The organism is Ditibartonella apihabitans (genome assembly GCF_002007485.1).
Lineage (GTDB): Bacteria > Pseudomonadota > Alphaproteobacteria > Rhizobiales > Rhizobiaceae > Bartonella > Bartonella apihabitans.
On the sequence record NZ_CP015820.1, the window covers coordinates 56,839 to 73,350 of the forward strand.

At 45.5% G+C, this 16,512-nt stretch carries 12 protein-coding genes; 8 read left to right on the forward strand and 4 right to left on the reverse strand.

What is annotated here, in order from left to right; all coding sequences use genetic code 11:
- Positions 1-100: 100 nt before the first annotated feature.
- The gene (locus BBC0178_RS00255) at positions 101-1,090 is read right to left on the reverse strand and encodes an aldo/keto reductase (protein WP_078038785.1); all 990 of its coding nucleotides are present in this window, start codon (positions 1,088-1,090) and stop codon (positions 101-103) included.
- Between the two features lie 132 nt (positions 1,091-1,222).
- Here BBC0178_RS00255 and BBC0178_RS00260 point away from each other — a divergent pair, with 132 nt between their 5' ends.
- Entirely contained in the window at positions 1,223-2,134 is a 912-nt protein-coding gene (locus tag BBC0178_RS00260; protein WP_078038786.1) for a LysR family transcriptional regulator, read from the forward strand.
- A 385-nt stretch (positions 2,135-2,519) separates the two neighbouring features.
- On the opposite strand, the gene BBC0178_RS00265 is transcribed toward BBC0178_RS00260, so the two are convergent.
- The gene (locus tag BBC0178_RS00265) at positions 2,520-4,436 is read right to left on the reverse strand and encodes an AMP-binding protein (protein WP_418214922.1); all 1,917 of its coding nucleotides are present in this window, start codon (positions 4,434-4,436) and stop codon (positions 2,520-2,522) included.
- 202 nt (positions 4,437-4,638) lie between these two features.
- On the opposite strand from BBC0178_RS00265, the gene argB reads away from it, so the two are divergent.
- The 4 genes from argB to lepA all read left to right on the forward strand — a co-directional run bounded on the left by argB (position 4,639) and on the right by lepA (position 9,220).
- Positions 4,639-5,544: an acetylglutamate kinase gene (gene argB, locus BBC0178_RS00270; RefSeq protein ID WP_078038788.1), complete on the forward strand. Its 906-nt coding sequence runs from the start codon at positions 4,639-4,641 to the stop codon at positions 5,542-5,544.
- Positions 5,545-5,558: 14 nt separating this feature from the next.
- On the forward strand, positions 5,559-6,227 hold the full coding sequence (locus BBC0178_RS00275; RefSeq protein ID WP_188317743.1) for a pyrimidine 5'-nucleotidase: 669 nt from the start codon (positions 5,559-5,561) through the stop codon (positions 6,225-6,227).
- Positions 6,228-7,124, forward strand: coding sequence for a DMT family transporter (locus BBC0178_RS00280; protein WP_078038790.1), 897 nt, complete (start codon positions 6,228-6,230; stop codon positions 7,122-7,124).
- Positions 7,125-7,414: 290 nt separating this feature from the next.
- A complete protein-coding gene (lepA, locus tag BBC0178_RS00285; RefSeq protein ID WP_077969731.1) occupies positions 7,415-9,220 on the forward strand; it encodes a translation elongation factor 4 in 1,806 nt (601 codons plus the stop codon).
- Positions 9,221-10,047: 827 nt separating this feature from the next.
- On the opposite strand, the gene dapD is transcribed toward lepA, so the two are convergent.
- Positions 10,048-10,896 carry a 2,3,4,5-tetrahydropyridine-2,6-dicarboxylate N-succinyltransferase gene (gene dapD / locus BBC0178_RS00295; protein ID WP_078038792.1) on the reverse strand — a complete coding sequence of 283 codons (849 nt, stop codon included), beginning with the start codon at positions 10,894-10,896 and terminating at the stop codon, positions 10,048-10,050.
- 98 nt (positions 10,897-10,994) lie between these two features.
- Between dapD and BBC0178_RS00300 the strand changes: the two genes are divergently transcribed.
- On the forward strand, positions 10,995-11,837 hold the full coding sequence (locus BBC0178_RS00300) for an LOG family protein (protein WP_077969738.1): 843 nt from the start codon (positions 10,995-10,997) through the stop codon (positions 11,835-11,837).
- A 458-nt stretch (positions 11,838-12,295) separates the two neighbouring features.
- Here the strand turns inward: BBC0178_RS00300 and BBC0178_RS00305 are convergent, their stop codons facing one another.
- Positions 12,296-12,601, reverse strand: coding sequence for a hypothetical protein (locus BBC0178_RS00305; protein ID WP_077969741.1), 306 nt, complete (start codon positions 12,599-12,601; stop codon positions 12,296-12,298).
- Between the two features lie 531 nt (positions 12,602-13,132).
- Between BBC0178_RS00305 and dnaK the strand changes: the two genes are divergently transcribed.
- Both dnaK and dnaJ read left to right on the forward strand, forming a co-directional pair.
- Positions 13,133-15,055 (forward strand): molecular chaperone DnaK, encoded by a 1,923-nt coding sequence (gene dnaK, locus BBC0178_RS00310; RefSeq protein WP_077969743.1) that lies wholly within the window; start codon positions 13,133-13,135, stop codon positions 15,053-15,055.
- A 201-nt stretch (positions 15,056-15,256) separates the two neighbouring features.
- Positions 15,257-16,417, forward strand: a complete 1,161-nt coding sequence (gene dnaJ, locus BBC0178_RS00315) for a molecular chaperone DnaJ (RefSeq protein ID WP_078038793.1) — start codon at positions 15,257-15,259, stop codon at positions 16,415-16,417.
- The last annotated feature ends 95 nt before the right edge of the window (positions 16,418-16,512 follow it).

Here is a 16,512-nt window from a genome sequence, read left to right on the forward strand (position 1 = left end):
TTTGAATGGTCATTCACACCCTCGATCATTTTCTATTCAGTCGTCTACCGATGAAATTTTTAAAAGCCCGCTTAACCGGCTTTTAAAAACCGAAAATTGATTATTTATCAACCAATTTCAACCGGCTGTCATCATAACGTTTTCCGGCAACTTTTTCAGGGCTGACAATATTTTCAAGCCGCTTGCAATCATCTTTTGTCAGATGAATTTCGGTGGCGGCAACATTGTCTTCCAGATGGCGGATTTTTCTTGCCCCCGGTATCGGTACGATAAAATCACCACGGCTTAGAACCCATGCCAATGCAAGCTGGGCAACAGTGGCATTTTTCTCTTTTGCCATTTTTTCCATTTCGCTAATGATTTGCCGATTTTTTTCAAAAGCTCCTTCCTGAAAACGCGGCAGTAGACGACGGAAATCGTTAGTGCCCAGGCTTTTGGTTGTAAAATCGCTGGCGAAAAAACCGCGTCCTAAAGGACTATATGGGACAAAGCCAATGCCAAACTCGCGGCATGTTGCCAGAATTTCCTTTTCGGGATCACGTGTCCAGAGCGAATATTCACTTTGAAGTGCACTGATCGGATGAACCTTGTAAGCGCGTCTTATTGTTTCGCTGTTTGCTTCCGAAAGGCCAAGCGCACGCACTTTGCCTTCTTTGACGAGATCGGCCATAGCACCGACTGTATCTTCAATCGGAACATTCGGATCAACCCGATGCTGATAAAGTAGGTCAATTACATCAATGCCCAAACGTTTAAGCGAAGCTTCAGCAACTTCACGCACATGTTCCGGACGGCCATCAACGCCGGTGGCATCAATGTGGCCATCAGGTTGCTTTTCGAGTTTAAAACCGAATTTTGTGGCAATCACCACTTTATCGCGAAAAGGTTTTAATGCTTTACCAACAAGAATTTCATTGTTGAAAGGGCCGTACATTTCAGCTGTATCAAACAGGGTAACACCCAGTTCGACTGCGCGGTGCAATGTCTTAATCGCCGATTGTTCGTCATCACCGCCATAAGCATGTGTAAAGCCCATGCATCCAAGTCCGATTTCCGAGACACTCAATACACCGAGTTTGCGTTTTTTCATGCTTCAATTCCTCTTTATTTTTGTCTGTTTGTCTATTTGTTAAAATTCTAGAGGAATATTTATTGTTTGTTTATACTATTTAATTCGCTAAATATGATCTAAAAATTAGAACAATTGAAGGGCACGGGATTTATGGACAGGCAGCAACTCTCCCATTTGCTCATTTTCGAGACAGTGGTGGAAGAAGGTAGTTTCCGGACAGCGGCGAAAAGACTGAATATTGCGCCGTCTGCGGTATCTTATGCAGTTGGAAAACTGGAAGAAAGTCTGGGTGTTCAGCTTTTCAACCGTACAACGCGCAGTCTTGGCTTGAGCGAAGCAGGCAAAGTTCTTATGCACGAAACCGCTTCTGCTCTAAGAGTGATCGAGGATGGCTTTAATGCCGCCAAAGCAACCCATAACAAGATATCGGGTTTGTTGCGCATAAATACCGGCTATTCGGCAGCCAAATTTGTGATCGCGCCCTATTTGGGGGCGTTCAGCGAAGCTTATCCGGATATTACACTTGATCTCGTCATCGACAATCGTTTCGTTGATATTGTCAAATCAGGTTATGACGCTGGAATCCGTATCCACGAACAAGTCGAAAAGGATATGATAGCGGCAAAAATAGGTGGAGATTTGCGAAGTGTTCTTGTGGCAACGCCAAAATATTTCGAAACACATCCGGCTCCCCATGATCCTACCGATCTGAAAAACCATAAAGCAATTTTATACCGGTTTAACGAAAAGCGGACTTATGTTTGGGAATTTGAAAAGGGTCGGAAAAAATATACAGTCACGCCACCTGAACAACTTATCCTCAACAACCATCAATTGGTGGTTGATGCGGTGCTTCAGAATGCCGGACTTGCCTATGTTTTCGAAAATTATGTAAAGGACGCAATCAAGGAAGGTAAGCTTATCAAAGTGATGGAAGATTGGACGCCGTCTTTTCCAGGATTTTACATCTATTACCCGCAACAAAAAATGCGGGCGGCACTGCGTGCTTTTATCGATTTTTTACCGCACATAATCGATGATATGACATGTCATAAAACCTGAACGATTAAAAAATTGCGTGTTATAACCGTTCTGATGACAATGTTCTGTGGTGATCTAAAAATCATGGGCAACAGTCTTGATTGCAACATGATGCCCACCAACATCAGAAAATTTGTTCGAAAAAATTCTTTCAATCAAGTATTGCTATTTGCCGGTCATTTATAATCGGAAATTTTTTGTTCATGACGATAATGAAATGGCAAATCGCTCATCGGTTTTGATCAATTAAAGTTCGCTTGTCCAAAAACTTTTTACAAAAATTCCATTCCGGAATTTCTGGTAAAATCTACCGGTGTTTGCCGTTCAAAGAGGTTAAAGAGAAGGTAACCGTCGGGATTACCTTCTCTTTTTTCATTTAAATGAAGCCCGTATAATTGACGTTTAATCATCCAAAATGGCGGGTTTTCACCAGTTCTTGAATTTCTTCAAGTGTTGAAGGGTCTTCAATCGTGCTTGGTATTGACCATTCATCACCGTCAATAATTTTTCGTATGACAGCGCGCAGAATTTTACCCGAACGGGTTTTTGGCAATTTGCGTACTGTCATGACAAGTTTGAATGCTGCAACCGGTCCGATAATCTCGCGGATGCGGGCAATGCATTCCTTTTCAATGATGGCGTCTTCCCGTTCGACATTGTGTTTGAGGACAATAAAACCGCAGGGAACCTGCCCTTTCAAATTGTCCTTAATGCCAATAACCGCACATTCGGCAATATCCTGATGACCTGCCAGTGCTTCTTCCATGCCGCCGGTGGAAAGCCGGTGACCGGCGACATTGATGATATCATCGGTGCGGCTCATGACAAACACATAACCGTCTTCATCAATATAGCCCGCGTCCGACGAATTATAAAACCCGGGGAAACGCTCAAGATAGGTTTTTTTGAATTGTTCGTCAGCGTTCCACAAAGTTGGCAAACAACCGGGCGGAAGCGGCAGGCGAAATGCCAGATTGCCGAATGTACCAGGCGCGACCTTGTTGCCGTCATCATCAAGAACGTCAATGATAAAGCCCGGCATCGGGAGGGTTGGGGAACCGGGTTTAATAGGCAAAAGCTCCAATCCCAGCGGATTGGCTGCAATTGGCCAACCGGTTTCGGTTTGCCACCAATTGTCGATAACCGGTACGTGAAAAAGGTTGGTTACCCATTGCAAAGTATCGGGATCTGCCCGTTCTCCAGCAACAAACATGGCTTGCAAATTGGGTAATTTATAAGGCTTTGCATAATTCCCGTTTGGGTCTTCGCGTTTGATCGAGCGAAACGCGGTCGGAGCAGAGAAAAACGAGCGTACATTATATTCTTCACATATACGCCAAAATGTTCCCGGATCGGGTGTACCGATCGGTTTTCCTTCAAAAAGTACGGTTGTTGCACCGACGATGAGCGGCGCGTAAAGGATATAGGAATGGCCCACCACCCAGCCGACATCGGAAGCGGTAAACATAACCTCGCCAGGTTTGACGTTGAATACAGCCCCCATTGTCCATGCCAATGCTACGATATAACCGCCAATGTCGCGCATAACCCCTTTGGGTTTTCCGGTCGTACCGGAAGTATAAAGGATATAAAGCGGATCAGTTGCGGAAAGCTCTACACACGGGACTTTGCGCCCCATATTTTCTTTGAGCACTTTGGCGTAATCGAAATCACGCCCTTCTTTTAAGGTAAAAAGTCCCTCGGGGGCTTTTTGGGTAATCGGCCGTTCATGAACAATGCAATGGTCGACTTCATGTTTTGCCATGTCTATCGCTTGATTAACCATTGCCTGATAGGGAACAATACGGTTCGGTTCAATTCCGCAAGAGGCAGCAATGATAAGTTTCGGCTTGCAATCATCAATCCGGATCGCAAGTTCTTTGGCAGAAAATCCCCCGAATACAACCGAATGCACGGCTCCAATACGCGTACAGGCAAAAACCGAAGTAAAAACCTGCGGAATCATCGGCATATAGATGAGAACGCGGTCTCCCTTTTTTATGCCGATATCCTGCATAAAGGCTGCGAGTGCCTGCACTTCTTCGTAAAGTTGCTGATAAGTAATTGCTCTTTTGGCATTGCTCACCGGACTATCATAATAGATAGCCACTTGAGCGCCACGTCCTGCTTTGACGTGCCTGTCGACAGCATTATAGCAAGCGTTTGTTTTACCCCCTGTGAACCAACGCCCATAGACTCCGGCATCTTTATCGAATACTTTGTCATATGGTTTGAACCAGTCAATCAGACGGGCAGCTTCACCCCAAAATTCGTCAGGATGTTTTAAACACTTGTCATAAATCTGTTTGTAAGACGACATTATGCAACCCTCCCAGTTTGCAAATTCCTCAGCCGCGGAATCTAGCGAGTAAAAAATTCTTGTCTAGTGCTAAATTGTACCAATAGAAAAATATCTTGCATTACGATAAGGTTATGTTGTGTTTTAACTGTTCCAGAGCATAAGATTTCTTGTTATTAAAATTGGAAGTACCTATTTTGCTGTACTTCCGAGGAGGGCGATTTTAATGGATGAACCGACTACCAACGCTGCCGATATTGCAGAAAGACAGGCTGCACTGCTTTCCGCAGCTTTGCCTTATATGCAGAAATACGAGAATAAGACCGTTGTGGTGAAATATGGCGGCCATGCAATGGGAGATCCTGAACTCGGACATGCTTTTGCGCGCGATATTGCGCTTCTCAAACAATCAGGCATCAACCCGATTGTCGTTCATGGCGGTGGTCCGCAAATTGCAAAACTGCTGGCTAAAATGGGAATTGAATCGAAGTTCGAAGGGGGACTTCGGGTAACAGATTCAAAAACTGTCGAAGTTGTCGAAATGGTGCTCGCCGGTTCGATCAACAAGGAAATTGTTGCGATGATCAATGCCGAGGGCGAATGGGCAATCGGTCTTTGCGGCAAAGATGGCAATATGGTTTTTGCCGAAAAAGCCAGGAAGACGGTTATCGATCCCGATTCCAATATCGAGCGCATTCTCGACCTGGGCTATGTCGGCGAACCGGTTGAAGTCGACCGCACACTTCTTGATTTGCTTGCCCGTTCCGAAATGATACCGGTCATTGCTCCGGTTGCGCCGGGAAGGGATGGCAATACCTATAACATCAATGCCGATGTTTTTGCCGGTGCCATTGCCGGAGCGCTAAAAGCCAAGCGCTTGCTGTTTTTGACAGATGTGCCCGGTGTTCTCGATAAAGCCGGAAAACTTTACAAGGAACTGACAGTCAAGCAATGTGAAGAGCTTATGCGTGACGGGACCATATCCGGCGGTATGATACCAAAAGTCGAAACGTGTATTCAGGCAATCAATCGCGGTGTTGAAGGCGTTGTTATTCTGAATGGGAAAACTGCCCATTCGGTTTTGCTTGAACTTTTTACTGAACGCGGTGCAGGTACGTTGATTGTGCCATGATAAACGAAAAAATTTTGTCTAAGCTCACAACCGTGAATGTTTGGGTGTTCGATCTTGATGATACACTTTATCCGAGAGAAAGCGGGCTTTGGGCACAGATCGACAAACGTATCAGTGCCTATGTCAAAAAACAGCTCGAACTTGACGATGATGAAGAGGTCAAAAAATTTCGCCAATATTTCAGGCAAACTTATGGTGGCGCTTTACGCGGTATGATCGAAGAATATTTTGTCGATGTAAAAGACTATTTGAGGGATGTTCATAATATCGACTATTCGCCGTTAAAAAAAGATCCGCAGCTTGCCGAAGATATTAAAAGCTTGCCCGGCCGCAAATTCATATTTACCAACGGCGACCGTGCTCACGCGGAACGTGTTCTTACCCACCGTGGCTTAACCGGATGTTTTGACGGCATTTATGATGTCACATTTACCGATTTTTTGCCCAAACCTTACCGGCAAGCCTATCACAGATTTTTAGGACATTTTTCAATCGATCCGGAAAAAACAGCAATGTTTGAAGATAATCTTGCCAATCTTTCAACCTGCAAAGAACTTGGCATGACCACGATACTGGTTGGTCACAAAGAGGATAAAGAAATTCCGGCTTTTGTTGATATTGAAGCACCGGAACTTGAAAGTTTTCTCCATAGCCTTTCGGATTACCTGAACAGGGCAAGCTGAATGGCGGGAGCGAAGGGAAACGCGTTTTATCTCTTGTCGAGACAAGAACTCGCTCTGATCGGCATAACTTTTCTATGGGGCGCAACCTTTCTTATCATCCATTTGGCAATGCGCTCCTGCGGACCATTGTTCTTTGTCGGTTTCCGCTTCGTTCTTGCCGGTATTTTTGCCGGCATCATTTTTTGGCGAAGCCTCAAAAATATCAGTATGCATGATATTTTCGCCGGTGCAGTTATCGGTATTCCTATTTTTCTGGGGTATAGTTTGCAAACTGCCGGATTAAAGACCATTGCAAGCAGCCAGTCGGCCTTTATTACCGCTGTTTATGTTCCGCTCGTACCGCTCTTGCAATGGATAATTTTACGTAAAAAACCGCGTTTGACGAGTTTCATTGGAATAAGCTTGGCGTTTATCGGTTTACTTCTGGTTTCAGGGCAAGGAATTCATGCAATAGATTTTTCAAAGGGCGAAATTCTCACACTTTTATCGGCTTTTGCAATTGCCTCGGAAATTGTCTTTATCAGCTTTTTTGCCGGTCGGGTCGATAGCCGTCGTGTCACTGTTGTGCAGCTTTTTGTTGCGGGCTTCCTTTCCTTTGTGGCAATGCCGGTTAATGGCGAAACTATTCCGGCATTTTCTTGGGTGTGGGTGTCGGCAGGATTGGGATTGGCTGCGATGAGTGCTCTCATTCAGCTTACAATGAATTGGGCGCAACGCTCGGTTTCACCAGCGCGCGCAACAATCATCTATACCGGTGAACCGGTGTGGGCAGGGCTTGTCGGGTGGATTGCCGGCGAACGCCTGCCTCACCTTGCAATTCTTGGAGCATTTTGCATTATCATTGGTATTCTTGTTTCCGAATTGAAGCCGAAAAGGCGGGCAATAGCGCAAGAATGATAAAAAGCGCCAAAAAATTTGTTTTTAAAAACACATCCGGACTAAGGAATGAAAGCAGCTCACTTGAAAAATCATGATTTTTTTATAAAAAATCTGAAGCCGTGCTATTTCCGGTTTGGGCCATTATTTAAAGACGTTTTCTCAAAACGAAAAAAACAGTCGGAATTTCAGGTAAAAATCGGGCAATATCAATAAGCTCATCTGTGGAATGAAGAAGATTTCTGCAAACTTGCTTCCCAACATTCATTTCGGCTTTGCGTTTCTTTGCGTTCCTTGCTAAATCGCTTTTCATGACAGTAGATCGCGACCATATTCGGAATTTCTCCATCGTGGCCCATATTGACCACGGAAAATCAACTTTGGCTGACCGGCTCATCCAGATGACGGGTGGCCTTGCCCAGAGGGAAATGAAAGAACAAGTGCTCGATTCGATGGATATCGAGCGCGAACGCGGCATCACCATCAAAGCGCAAACAGTGCGGCTCCATTACAAGGCAAAGAATGGTGAAACCTATATTTTGAATTTGATCGACACACCGGGTCATGTCGACTTTGCTTACGAGGTCTCGCGTTCTCTTGCTGCCTGTGAAGGGTCACTTCTTGTTGTCGACGCTTCGCAAGGCGTGGAAGCGCAAACGCTCGCCAATGTTTATCAGGCAATCGACAATAATCATGAAATTGTTGTTGTTCTTAACAAGGTTGATCTGCCTGCAGCCGAGCCTGAACGCGTCAAAGAACAAATTGAAGAAGTGATCGGCATTGATGCGAGCGACGCAATAGAAATTTCGGCAAAAACCGGTATGGGCGTCGACAAGGTTCTCGAGGCTATTGTCCACAAACTGCCAGCACCCCGCGAAGGGGATATTAACAAGCCGCTCAAAGCAATGCTGGTCGATAGCTGGTATGATGCCTATCTGGGCGTGATTGTTCTTGTGCGTGTAATCGACGGGGTTTTGAAAAAAGGCCAGACCATCCGCATGATGGGCACCGGTGCAAAATATCCGGTCGAACGGGTTGGTGTTTTCACTCCCAAAATGGCAACGATTGAAGACCTGGGGCCGGGGGAATTAGGCTTCATTACTGCTTCTATCAAGGAAGTGGCCGATACCCGCGTTGGTGATACAATTACGGAAGATCATCGTCCGTGTGACCATGCTTTGCCGGGGTTCAAGCCCGCGCAACCGGTGGTTTTCTGCGGGCTCTTTCCCGTCGATGCGGATGATTTTGCCGATCTTCGAGCGGCAATGGGCAAGCTTCGTCTGAATGATGCCAGTTTTTCTTATGAAATGGAAACCTCCGCTGCTCTGGGCTTCGGTTTCCGCTGCGGTTTTTTGGGTCTTTTGCACCTTGAAATTATCGAAGAACGGCTTGAACGCGAGTTCAACCTCAACCTTATTGCCACGGCTCCTTCTGTTGTCTATCGCATCAATATGACGGACGGTTCGGTGAAAGAGCTCCATAATCCGGCCGATATGCCTGATGTTGTTAAAATTGCCTCCATTGAAGAGCCGTGGATACGCGCCACAATTATGTCACCGGATGAATATCTCGGTGCAATTTTAAAACTTTGTCAGGATCGTCGCGGGATTCAGGTTGATCTTTCCTATGTCGGTACACGTGCGATGGTTACCTATGACCTGCCGCTCAACGAGGTCGTTTTCGATTTCTATGATCGTTTGAAGTCAATTTCCAAAGGCTATGCTTCTTTCGATTATCACGTAACCGATTATCGGGAAGGTGATCTCGTCAAAATGAGTATTCTGGTCAATGGTGAACCGGTTGACGCACTTTCTATCCTCGTGCACCGGTCGGGAGCCGAGAAACGTGGTCGTTCAATGTGTGAAAAATTGAAGGAACTTATTCCTCAACACATGTTCCAGATTCCGATTCAGGCAGCTATCGGCGGCAAGATTATTGCGCGTGAAAATATCCGCGCCTTGCGTAAAGACGTCACAGCCAAATGTTATGGCGGTGATGTGAGCCGTAAACGCAAACTTCTTGAAAAACAAAAAGAAGGCAAGAAGCGTATGCGCCAATTCGGTAAGGTGGAAATCCCTCAAGAGGCGTTTATCCAGGCTTTAAAAATGAATGAATAGCACTTGTGACAGTGTTCATTCTGAACGTCGGGCGATGGTGGGGCGACAATCTTACGTGTCTATCACTATCTGTGCATTCAATGTGATCTGCTTACATAAGAAATGATTTTGCAGTGATTCGATTCTCCACTATCGTTTTTTAAAAATCGGTCGAAAAAGCCGAAACCGGTTTTGTGCGGAATATCGACGTCGGCTTGAACGACGCTGTTTTGCCATTCAATGTCAGAGGGCTATTTTCTTCAAAGGAAAAAAACACAAGTCCGAAATCTATTTTCGTTTGAAAACCGGAGTGATTCGGCATAATTTGAAAAGCATTCAATTTGATCAGGAATTGCCTGATCCAAGCCAAGAAAATTTTTTAATATTTCCAAAAATACAATTTTTCTTTTATCGAAATTCAAAACTTCAATCATAAGGTGTTAATTTGTAAGTTATTCGCATTTGTTAGCGTCTTTGGGTGTTGACGCTTATTAATAAGCCGACTAATAATCGATTTAAATTTTCAGAAGCTACTCGTTTTCCGGCTTTTCATGGGCCGAAAACCGGTTGGGCTTTGGTCATTTTAATGACCTTGGCCCGGCGCAGCAGAGTTACACCCCCGCATACTCTGCTGCACTCTATTCGAGAAGATAAGGTGAAGAAGTTTAAAACTTCTTCGCCTTTCTTTTTTTGAGAATTTTCGATCATCTCGAATAGTCTGGTTCGCGGCTAATCCGGTTTTCCCCCGCCGGTTTATGATTACCGGATAAACGGATAGACTTGGAATTTTTATTCCATTTCCATTTATCCGGATTTTATAAACATGAGCGATTTTTTAACCGGATTTCCTAGTCGCGCAACAAGTCATTGACGGATGTTTTCGAGCGGGTTTTTTCATCGACCCGTTTGACAATGACTGCACAATAAAGATTAGGACCGGCTTCTCCATTCGGAAAAGGTTTTCCTGGCATAGTTCCCGCCACAACGACTGAATAGGGTGGTACTTCGCCATAAGTGATTTCACCGGTTGCACGGTCGACAATTTTGGTTGATTTGCCGATGAAAACGCCCATACCAAGCACTGCCCCTTCACGGACGATGCATCCTTCTACCACTTCGGAACGTGCACCGATAAAGCAATTGTCTTCAATAATTGTGGGACCTGCCTGTAAAGGTTCAAGAACGCCACCGATACCCGCACCACCCGACAGGTGGACATGTTTGCCAATTTGTGCACAAGAGCCGACTGTCGCCCATGTATCAACCATTGTGCCTTCACCGACATAAGCACCGATATTGACGAATGAGGGCATCAAGACAACACTCGGCGCAATATAGGCTGAACGACGCACAATGGCATTGGGGACCGCGCGGAAGCCCGCTTTTTCGAAATTATCGGCATTCCAGCCGTCAAATTTCGATGGCACTTTATCCCACCATGATGATTGGTCAGGCCCGCCCGAAATAAGTCCCATAGCATTGAGGCGAAATGACAGGAGAACCGCTTTTTTTAACCATTGATGAACTTTCCAGTTGCCATTGGTTTCGCGTTCGGCAACGCGCAGTTCTCCTTTGTCGAGCTGATCAAGCACATGGTCAACTGCGTCACGTATTTCTCCCTTTGTCAGGATATTTACTTTTTCGCGTTCATCAAACGCCTTTTCAATGATGGATTCCAGTTGGGACAGATTGGTCATGGCATTAGGTCTCCGTTAAGTAAGTCGAAAGCATCAGCATTTATTCTATCCGGCCTAATGCAAGAAACAATTGTGGTCAATGAAAAGGAAGTTTCCGAATGGCTAATGGCGAAAAAAACGGTTGGACACCTTTTCGGCACTCGAAAGAGGATGCCCGTAAGGTTCATGAAGTTCCCGATACTGCCCAAACGCGTTCACCTGCCTATCGCCTTGCCTATGTAGACGAAGATTTCATGATGCGGCGCGAGTTGCGTGCTGTCCGAATCGGTCTCGAACTCATGAAACCGGAATTCAGTTTTGTTGAACACGGCATCAAGTCGACTGTTGTATTGTTTGGTGGAGCGCGTATTCCGGAACCGGGTAAAGAACCGCGTGCGGCAAAAACCCCCGAACAGAAGAAAAATCTTGAAAATGCCTCCCGTTATTACGACGAAGCGCGAAAATTTTCCCGACTTTGTTCACAATATTCTGCGTCGACCGGTCATCATGAATTTGTCATTATAACCGGTGGCGGTCCCGGTGTGATGGAGGCGGGCAACCGCGGTGCAGCCGATGTCGGTGCTCCCAGTATCGGGCTTAATATCGTATTGCCGCATGAACAGGCACCAAATCCTTATGTAACACCCGATCTCTGTTTTGACTTCCATTATTTTGCGATGCGCAAAATGCACTTTCTCATGCGGGCAAAGGTTATAGCCATTTTTCCCGGTGGTTTCGGTACATTGGATGAATTTTTCGAATCACTCACCCTCATCCAGACAGGTCGTATGAAACGTGTGCCGATATTAATGTTCGGCCGTGAATTCTGGCAAAATGTTATCAATCTCGATTATCTTGCCGAACAAGGGACGATTTCACCTGATGATGCAAAACTCGTCAATTATGTCGAAAGTGCTGACGAGGGCTGGTCGATCATACGCCAGTTTTACCAATTGGTGTAATCGACAAAAATCCTGATTTTCCAATCAACCGACATCCGGAAAATGGAAGATTGTTGCCGAAGAATTTGTCTGTCATTGCCGGTTCGGCTTGGCAGATCGGGATGATCGTCGCCGATGAATATCCCTGCCCGTTAAACTCATCGACTAAGTATTGTTTTGAACAGTGTTCTTCGCGTTATGTTTAATATAAATTGGGTTTATATTTAATCTGAATTGAATGAGTTTAATGATATTTCTTATAAAAAATATTGTTTCTTTAAGAGAAAATTTATAGCAAATTTTATTTTGAATGACTTTAAATGAGTTTAAATTATATTGAATGCCATTGAATGGCCGGTTTTTTTAAAAAGCGGTTAGCCGGTTTATTGGTATTTTTCTGTTAGAAGAATAAACGTGAACCAAGAATAGATTAAAATAAAAGGCGGGTAAAACCCGCCTCGCTTATTCATAAAACCGAATTATTTACGCGGTGAACCGTCGTCAGATTCGCCTTTTTCATCGTCCTGAATAACGGTCTTGTCCATGGGTGAATCTTTCTTTTCACCAGGAACATAACTGTCTTCACGTGAACCATCACCAAAGTGGCGACCGGCGTTGCCACCACGATCATGATGAACCTCGCCCTCGGGGGCTTTTGCCTTTTGGCCTTCTACGTAGCTATCTTCAACCGAACCGTCACCTGAGCCATTGCGGGCTTCAGCTGCCAATATCATCGATCCTGCTGCCAAAAGGCCAGCCAAAGAGACTGCAAGAATCTTTTTCATTTTAACTTCTCCTGTTTTGAAGCGTTGATGCTCCATGTCATCACACTGCTTGGTTAAACTATCCTGAATTGAATAAACAATAAAGAAATGTTCCAGACAGTGTTTTATTCAAGTCACAAAGCTGTTCCGGGTCATTTAGTTTGTGACAATGGCATAGAAACATAATCGGATTTTATTTGCAAACCGGATTTTTTAGATACCTCGTCGCAGGTGCCAGCCGGTTTTTAGCTTTATAAGTTTTGTGGGTTCTGAAAATAACTTTGGCTCCAATGAAAACAGGGGCTTGGCGGATTGTTACTCGAACCGGAAACAGTTAGAAAGACGAAAATATTGGCAAAAAACCGCTTTCTCATATGAATCTTTTCAACATCTCTTGCACCTCTACAGGGGTGCCCTTATATACGCGTCAACGAGGTTCGTTATGGTTGCCGATTTTTGAGTGGCCATTACGGGCTTTTCATATGATAAGGAGCTGTCTGATTGGAATGCTCGGTAGAGGTCCCGACAGCTTGCTGAATGGAGAGTAGATATATGGCAAAAGTAATCGGTATTGACTTAGGTACGACAAACTCTTGCGTGGCTGTCATGGATGGCAAAAACGCGAAAGTTATTGAAAATTCGGAAGGTGCCCGCACAACACCTTCTATTGTAGCATTTGCAGAGGGTGGCGAGCGTCTTGTAGGCCAGCCGGCGAAACGTCAGGCTGTTACCAATCCTGAAGGCACTATTTTTGCGGTCAAGCGTTTGATTGGCCGTCGTTTTGACGACCCGATGGTTACCAAGGACAAAGAACTTGTTCCTTATAAAATCGTCAAAGGGGAAAATGGTGACGCCTGGGTTGAAGTAGAAGGCAAGAAATATTCACCTTCCCAGGTTTCTGCAATGGTCTTGCAGAAAATGAAGGAAACGGCAGAGTCCTATTTGGGCGAAAAAGTCGAGCAGGCCGTTATTACAGTTCCTGCCTATTTTAATGATGCCCAGCGTCAGGCAACAAAAGATGCCGGTAAGATTGCCGGTCTTGATGTTTTGCGTATCATTAACGAGCCTACGGCTGCTGCTTTGGCTTATGGTCTTGACAAGAAAGACGGTAAGACAATTGCTGTTTATGACTTGGGCGGTGGTACATTCGATATTTCGGTTCTCGAAATTGGTGATGGTGTTTTCGAGGTTAAATCGACCAATGGTGATACATTCCTTGGCGGTGAAGACTTTGATATGCGTCTGGTTACCTATCTTGCCGAAGAATTTGAAAAAGAAAACGGCATTGATCTGAGAAAAGACAAGCTTGCTTTGCAGCGTTTGAAAGAAGCGTCCGAAAAAGCCAAGATCGAATTGTCATCTTCGCAGCAAACAGAAATCAATTTGCCGTTCATTACGGCTGATGCAACCGGTCCTAAACACCTGACCATGAAATTGACCCGTGCAAAATTCGAGTCATTGGTTGAAGATCTGGTTCAACGCACAATCAATCCTTGTAAGGCTGCTTTGAAGGATGCCGGTTTGAGCGCTGGCGATATTGATGAAGTCGTTCTCGTTGGCGGTATGACCCGTATGCCGAAGATTCAGGAAATTGTAAAAACCTTCTTTGGCAAGGATCCGCATAAGGGCGTTAACCCGGATGAGGTTGTTGCCATGGGTGCTGCCATTCAGGGCGGCGTTTTGCAGGGCGACGTCAAAGACGTTCTGTTGCTTGATGTTACACCGCTTTCTCTCGGTATCGAGACATTGGGTGGTGTGTTCACACGCTTGATCGAACGTAATACAACAATTCCGACCAAGAAGTCGCAGACCTTCTCGACGGCTGAAGATAATCAGAACGCTGTGACAATTCGTGTCTTTCAGGGTGAACGCGAGATGGCAGCCGACAACAAGTTGCTTGCCCAGTTTGACCTTGTAGGCATTCCGCCGGCACCACGTGGCGTTCCGCAGATCGAAGTTACATTCGATATTGACGCGAACGGTATTGTCAGTGTCTCGGCAAAAGATAAAGGCACCGGTAAAGAACACCAGATCCGCATTCAGGCTTCTGGCGGTTTGAGCGATGCCGATATCGACAAGATGGTCAAGGACGCTGAAGCCCATGCTGCCGATGACAAGAAGCGGCGTGAAGGCGTTGAAGCCAAGAATCAGGCAGAGGCTCTTGTTCATACAACCGAGAAATCGCTTGCCGATTATGGTGACAAGGTCTCGGCTGAAGACAAGTCGGCCATTGAAGCTGCCATTGCAGATGTCAAGAAGGCCATTGAATCGGATGACGTTGATAGCCTTCCTGAAAAGACCAAGAAATTGTCTGAAGTCAGCATGAAACTTGGTGAAGCGATGTATGCTGCTTCAAAAGCTCAGGCAGAGGCTGATGCTGCCCATGATGCAGCAAAAGAAGAGCATAAAGACGACGATGTTGTTGATGCCGATTTTGAAGAAGTCGACGACAACGACAAGAACAACAAGAAATAATTGTTCTGATGTCTTTGTAAATTGAAAAAAGCCCGACCTTTTATCAAAAGGGCGGGCTTTGTTATAAAACAGCCAATATGCTCGCAATAAAAGCCAAAATGACAACGGTTTTTTAAAACCAGCGACAATTGTTCGAGCGAATTTTGAATATGGTAAATGTCGTCTCGTCAATAAATGGCAGAGGAACTGCAGGAATAAGCGATGAAAGTTGATTATTATGAAACATTGGGCGTTTCACGGGAATGCGATGAAAAAACGCTCAAATCTGCTTTTCGTAAACTTGCCATGCGTTACCACCCCGACAGGAATCCGGGCGACAAAGAGGCGGAACAGAAATTCAAAGAAATCGGCGAAGCCTATGAGGTTTTAAAAGATCCTCAAAAGCGTGCCGCTTATGACCGTTTCGGCCATGCTGCTTTTGAAAATGGTGGCGGTGGTGGTGGAAATCCGTTTGGACGTGGTGGTTTTGCTGCGGGTGGTTTTTCCGATATTTTTGAAGATTTCTTTGGCGAGATGATGGGCGGTGCACGACGCAAACGCGCCGATGGGCGCGAACGTGGTGCCGATCTCAGCTACAATATGGAAGTCACTCTGGAAGAGGCTTATCACGGCAAAACCGCACAAATCAGGGTTCCGGGTTCCATCACCTGTGATCTTTGTTCGGGAACAGGTGCCAAGAAAGGTTCAAAACCACAGCCCTGTGCAACCTGTGGCGGAACCGGAAGAGTCCGTAGCGCTCAAGGTTTCTTTTCGATTGAAAGGACTTGCCCGACATGTCAGGGGCGCGGTGAAACCATCAAGGATCCTTGCCCGAAATGTCATGGACAGGGGCGCATCGAAGAAGAGCGTACATTGACTGTCAATATTCCGGCAGGGATTGAAGATGGAACGCGCATCCGTCTCGCGGGAGAGGGGGATGCCGGAAGCCATGGCGGACCGGCTGGCGATCTTTATATTTTCCTATCCATCAAACCACATGAATTTTTCCAGCGCGATGGTGCCGATCTTTACTGCCGCGTGCCTATTTCCATGACAACTGCCGCACTTGGCGGAGAGTTTGAAGTTTCAACGCTTGACGGGTTGAAAACACGGGTCAAAGTACCGGAAGGTACACAAAATGGCCGTCAGTTTCGTTTGAAGGGCAAGGGAATGCCGGTTTTACGCCAACAGACAACCGGCGATCTTTATATTCAGGTGGCAATCGAAACGCCGCAAAAATTGAGCAAAAGACAACGGGAACTTCTGGAAGAGTTCGAAAAGCTTTCTGTTGATGAAAACTCGCCTCAGTCACATGGATTTTTTGCCCGTATGAAAGAATTTTTCGAAGGCATTGGCAATAGTGACAGCCAAACAAAAAAATAAATTCGTAAAATAGGTGATGCATCGGCGAGCTTTGTCGACAATAACAGATTGATTGTCTTTATGTCGAAATCGAGCTAAAAAGGCTGGCAATTTGG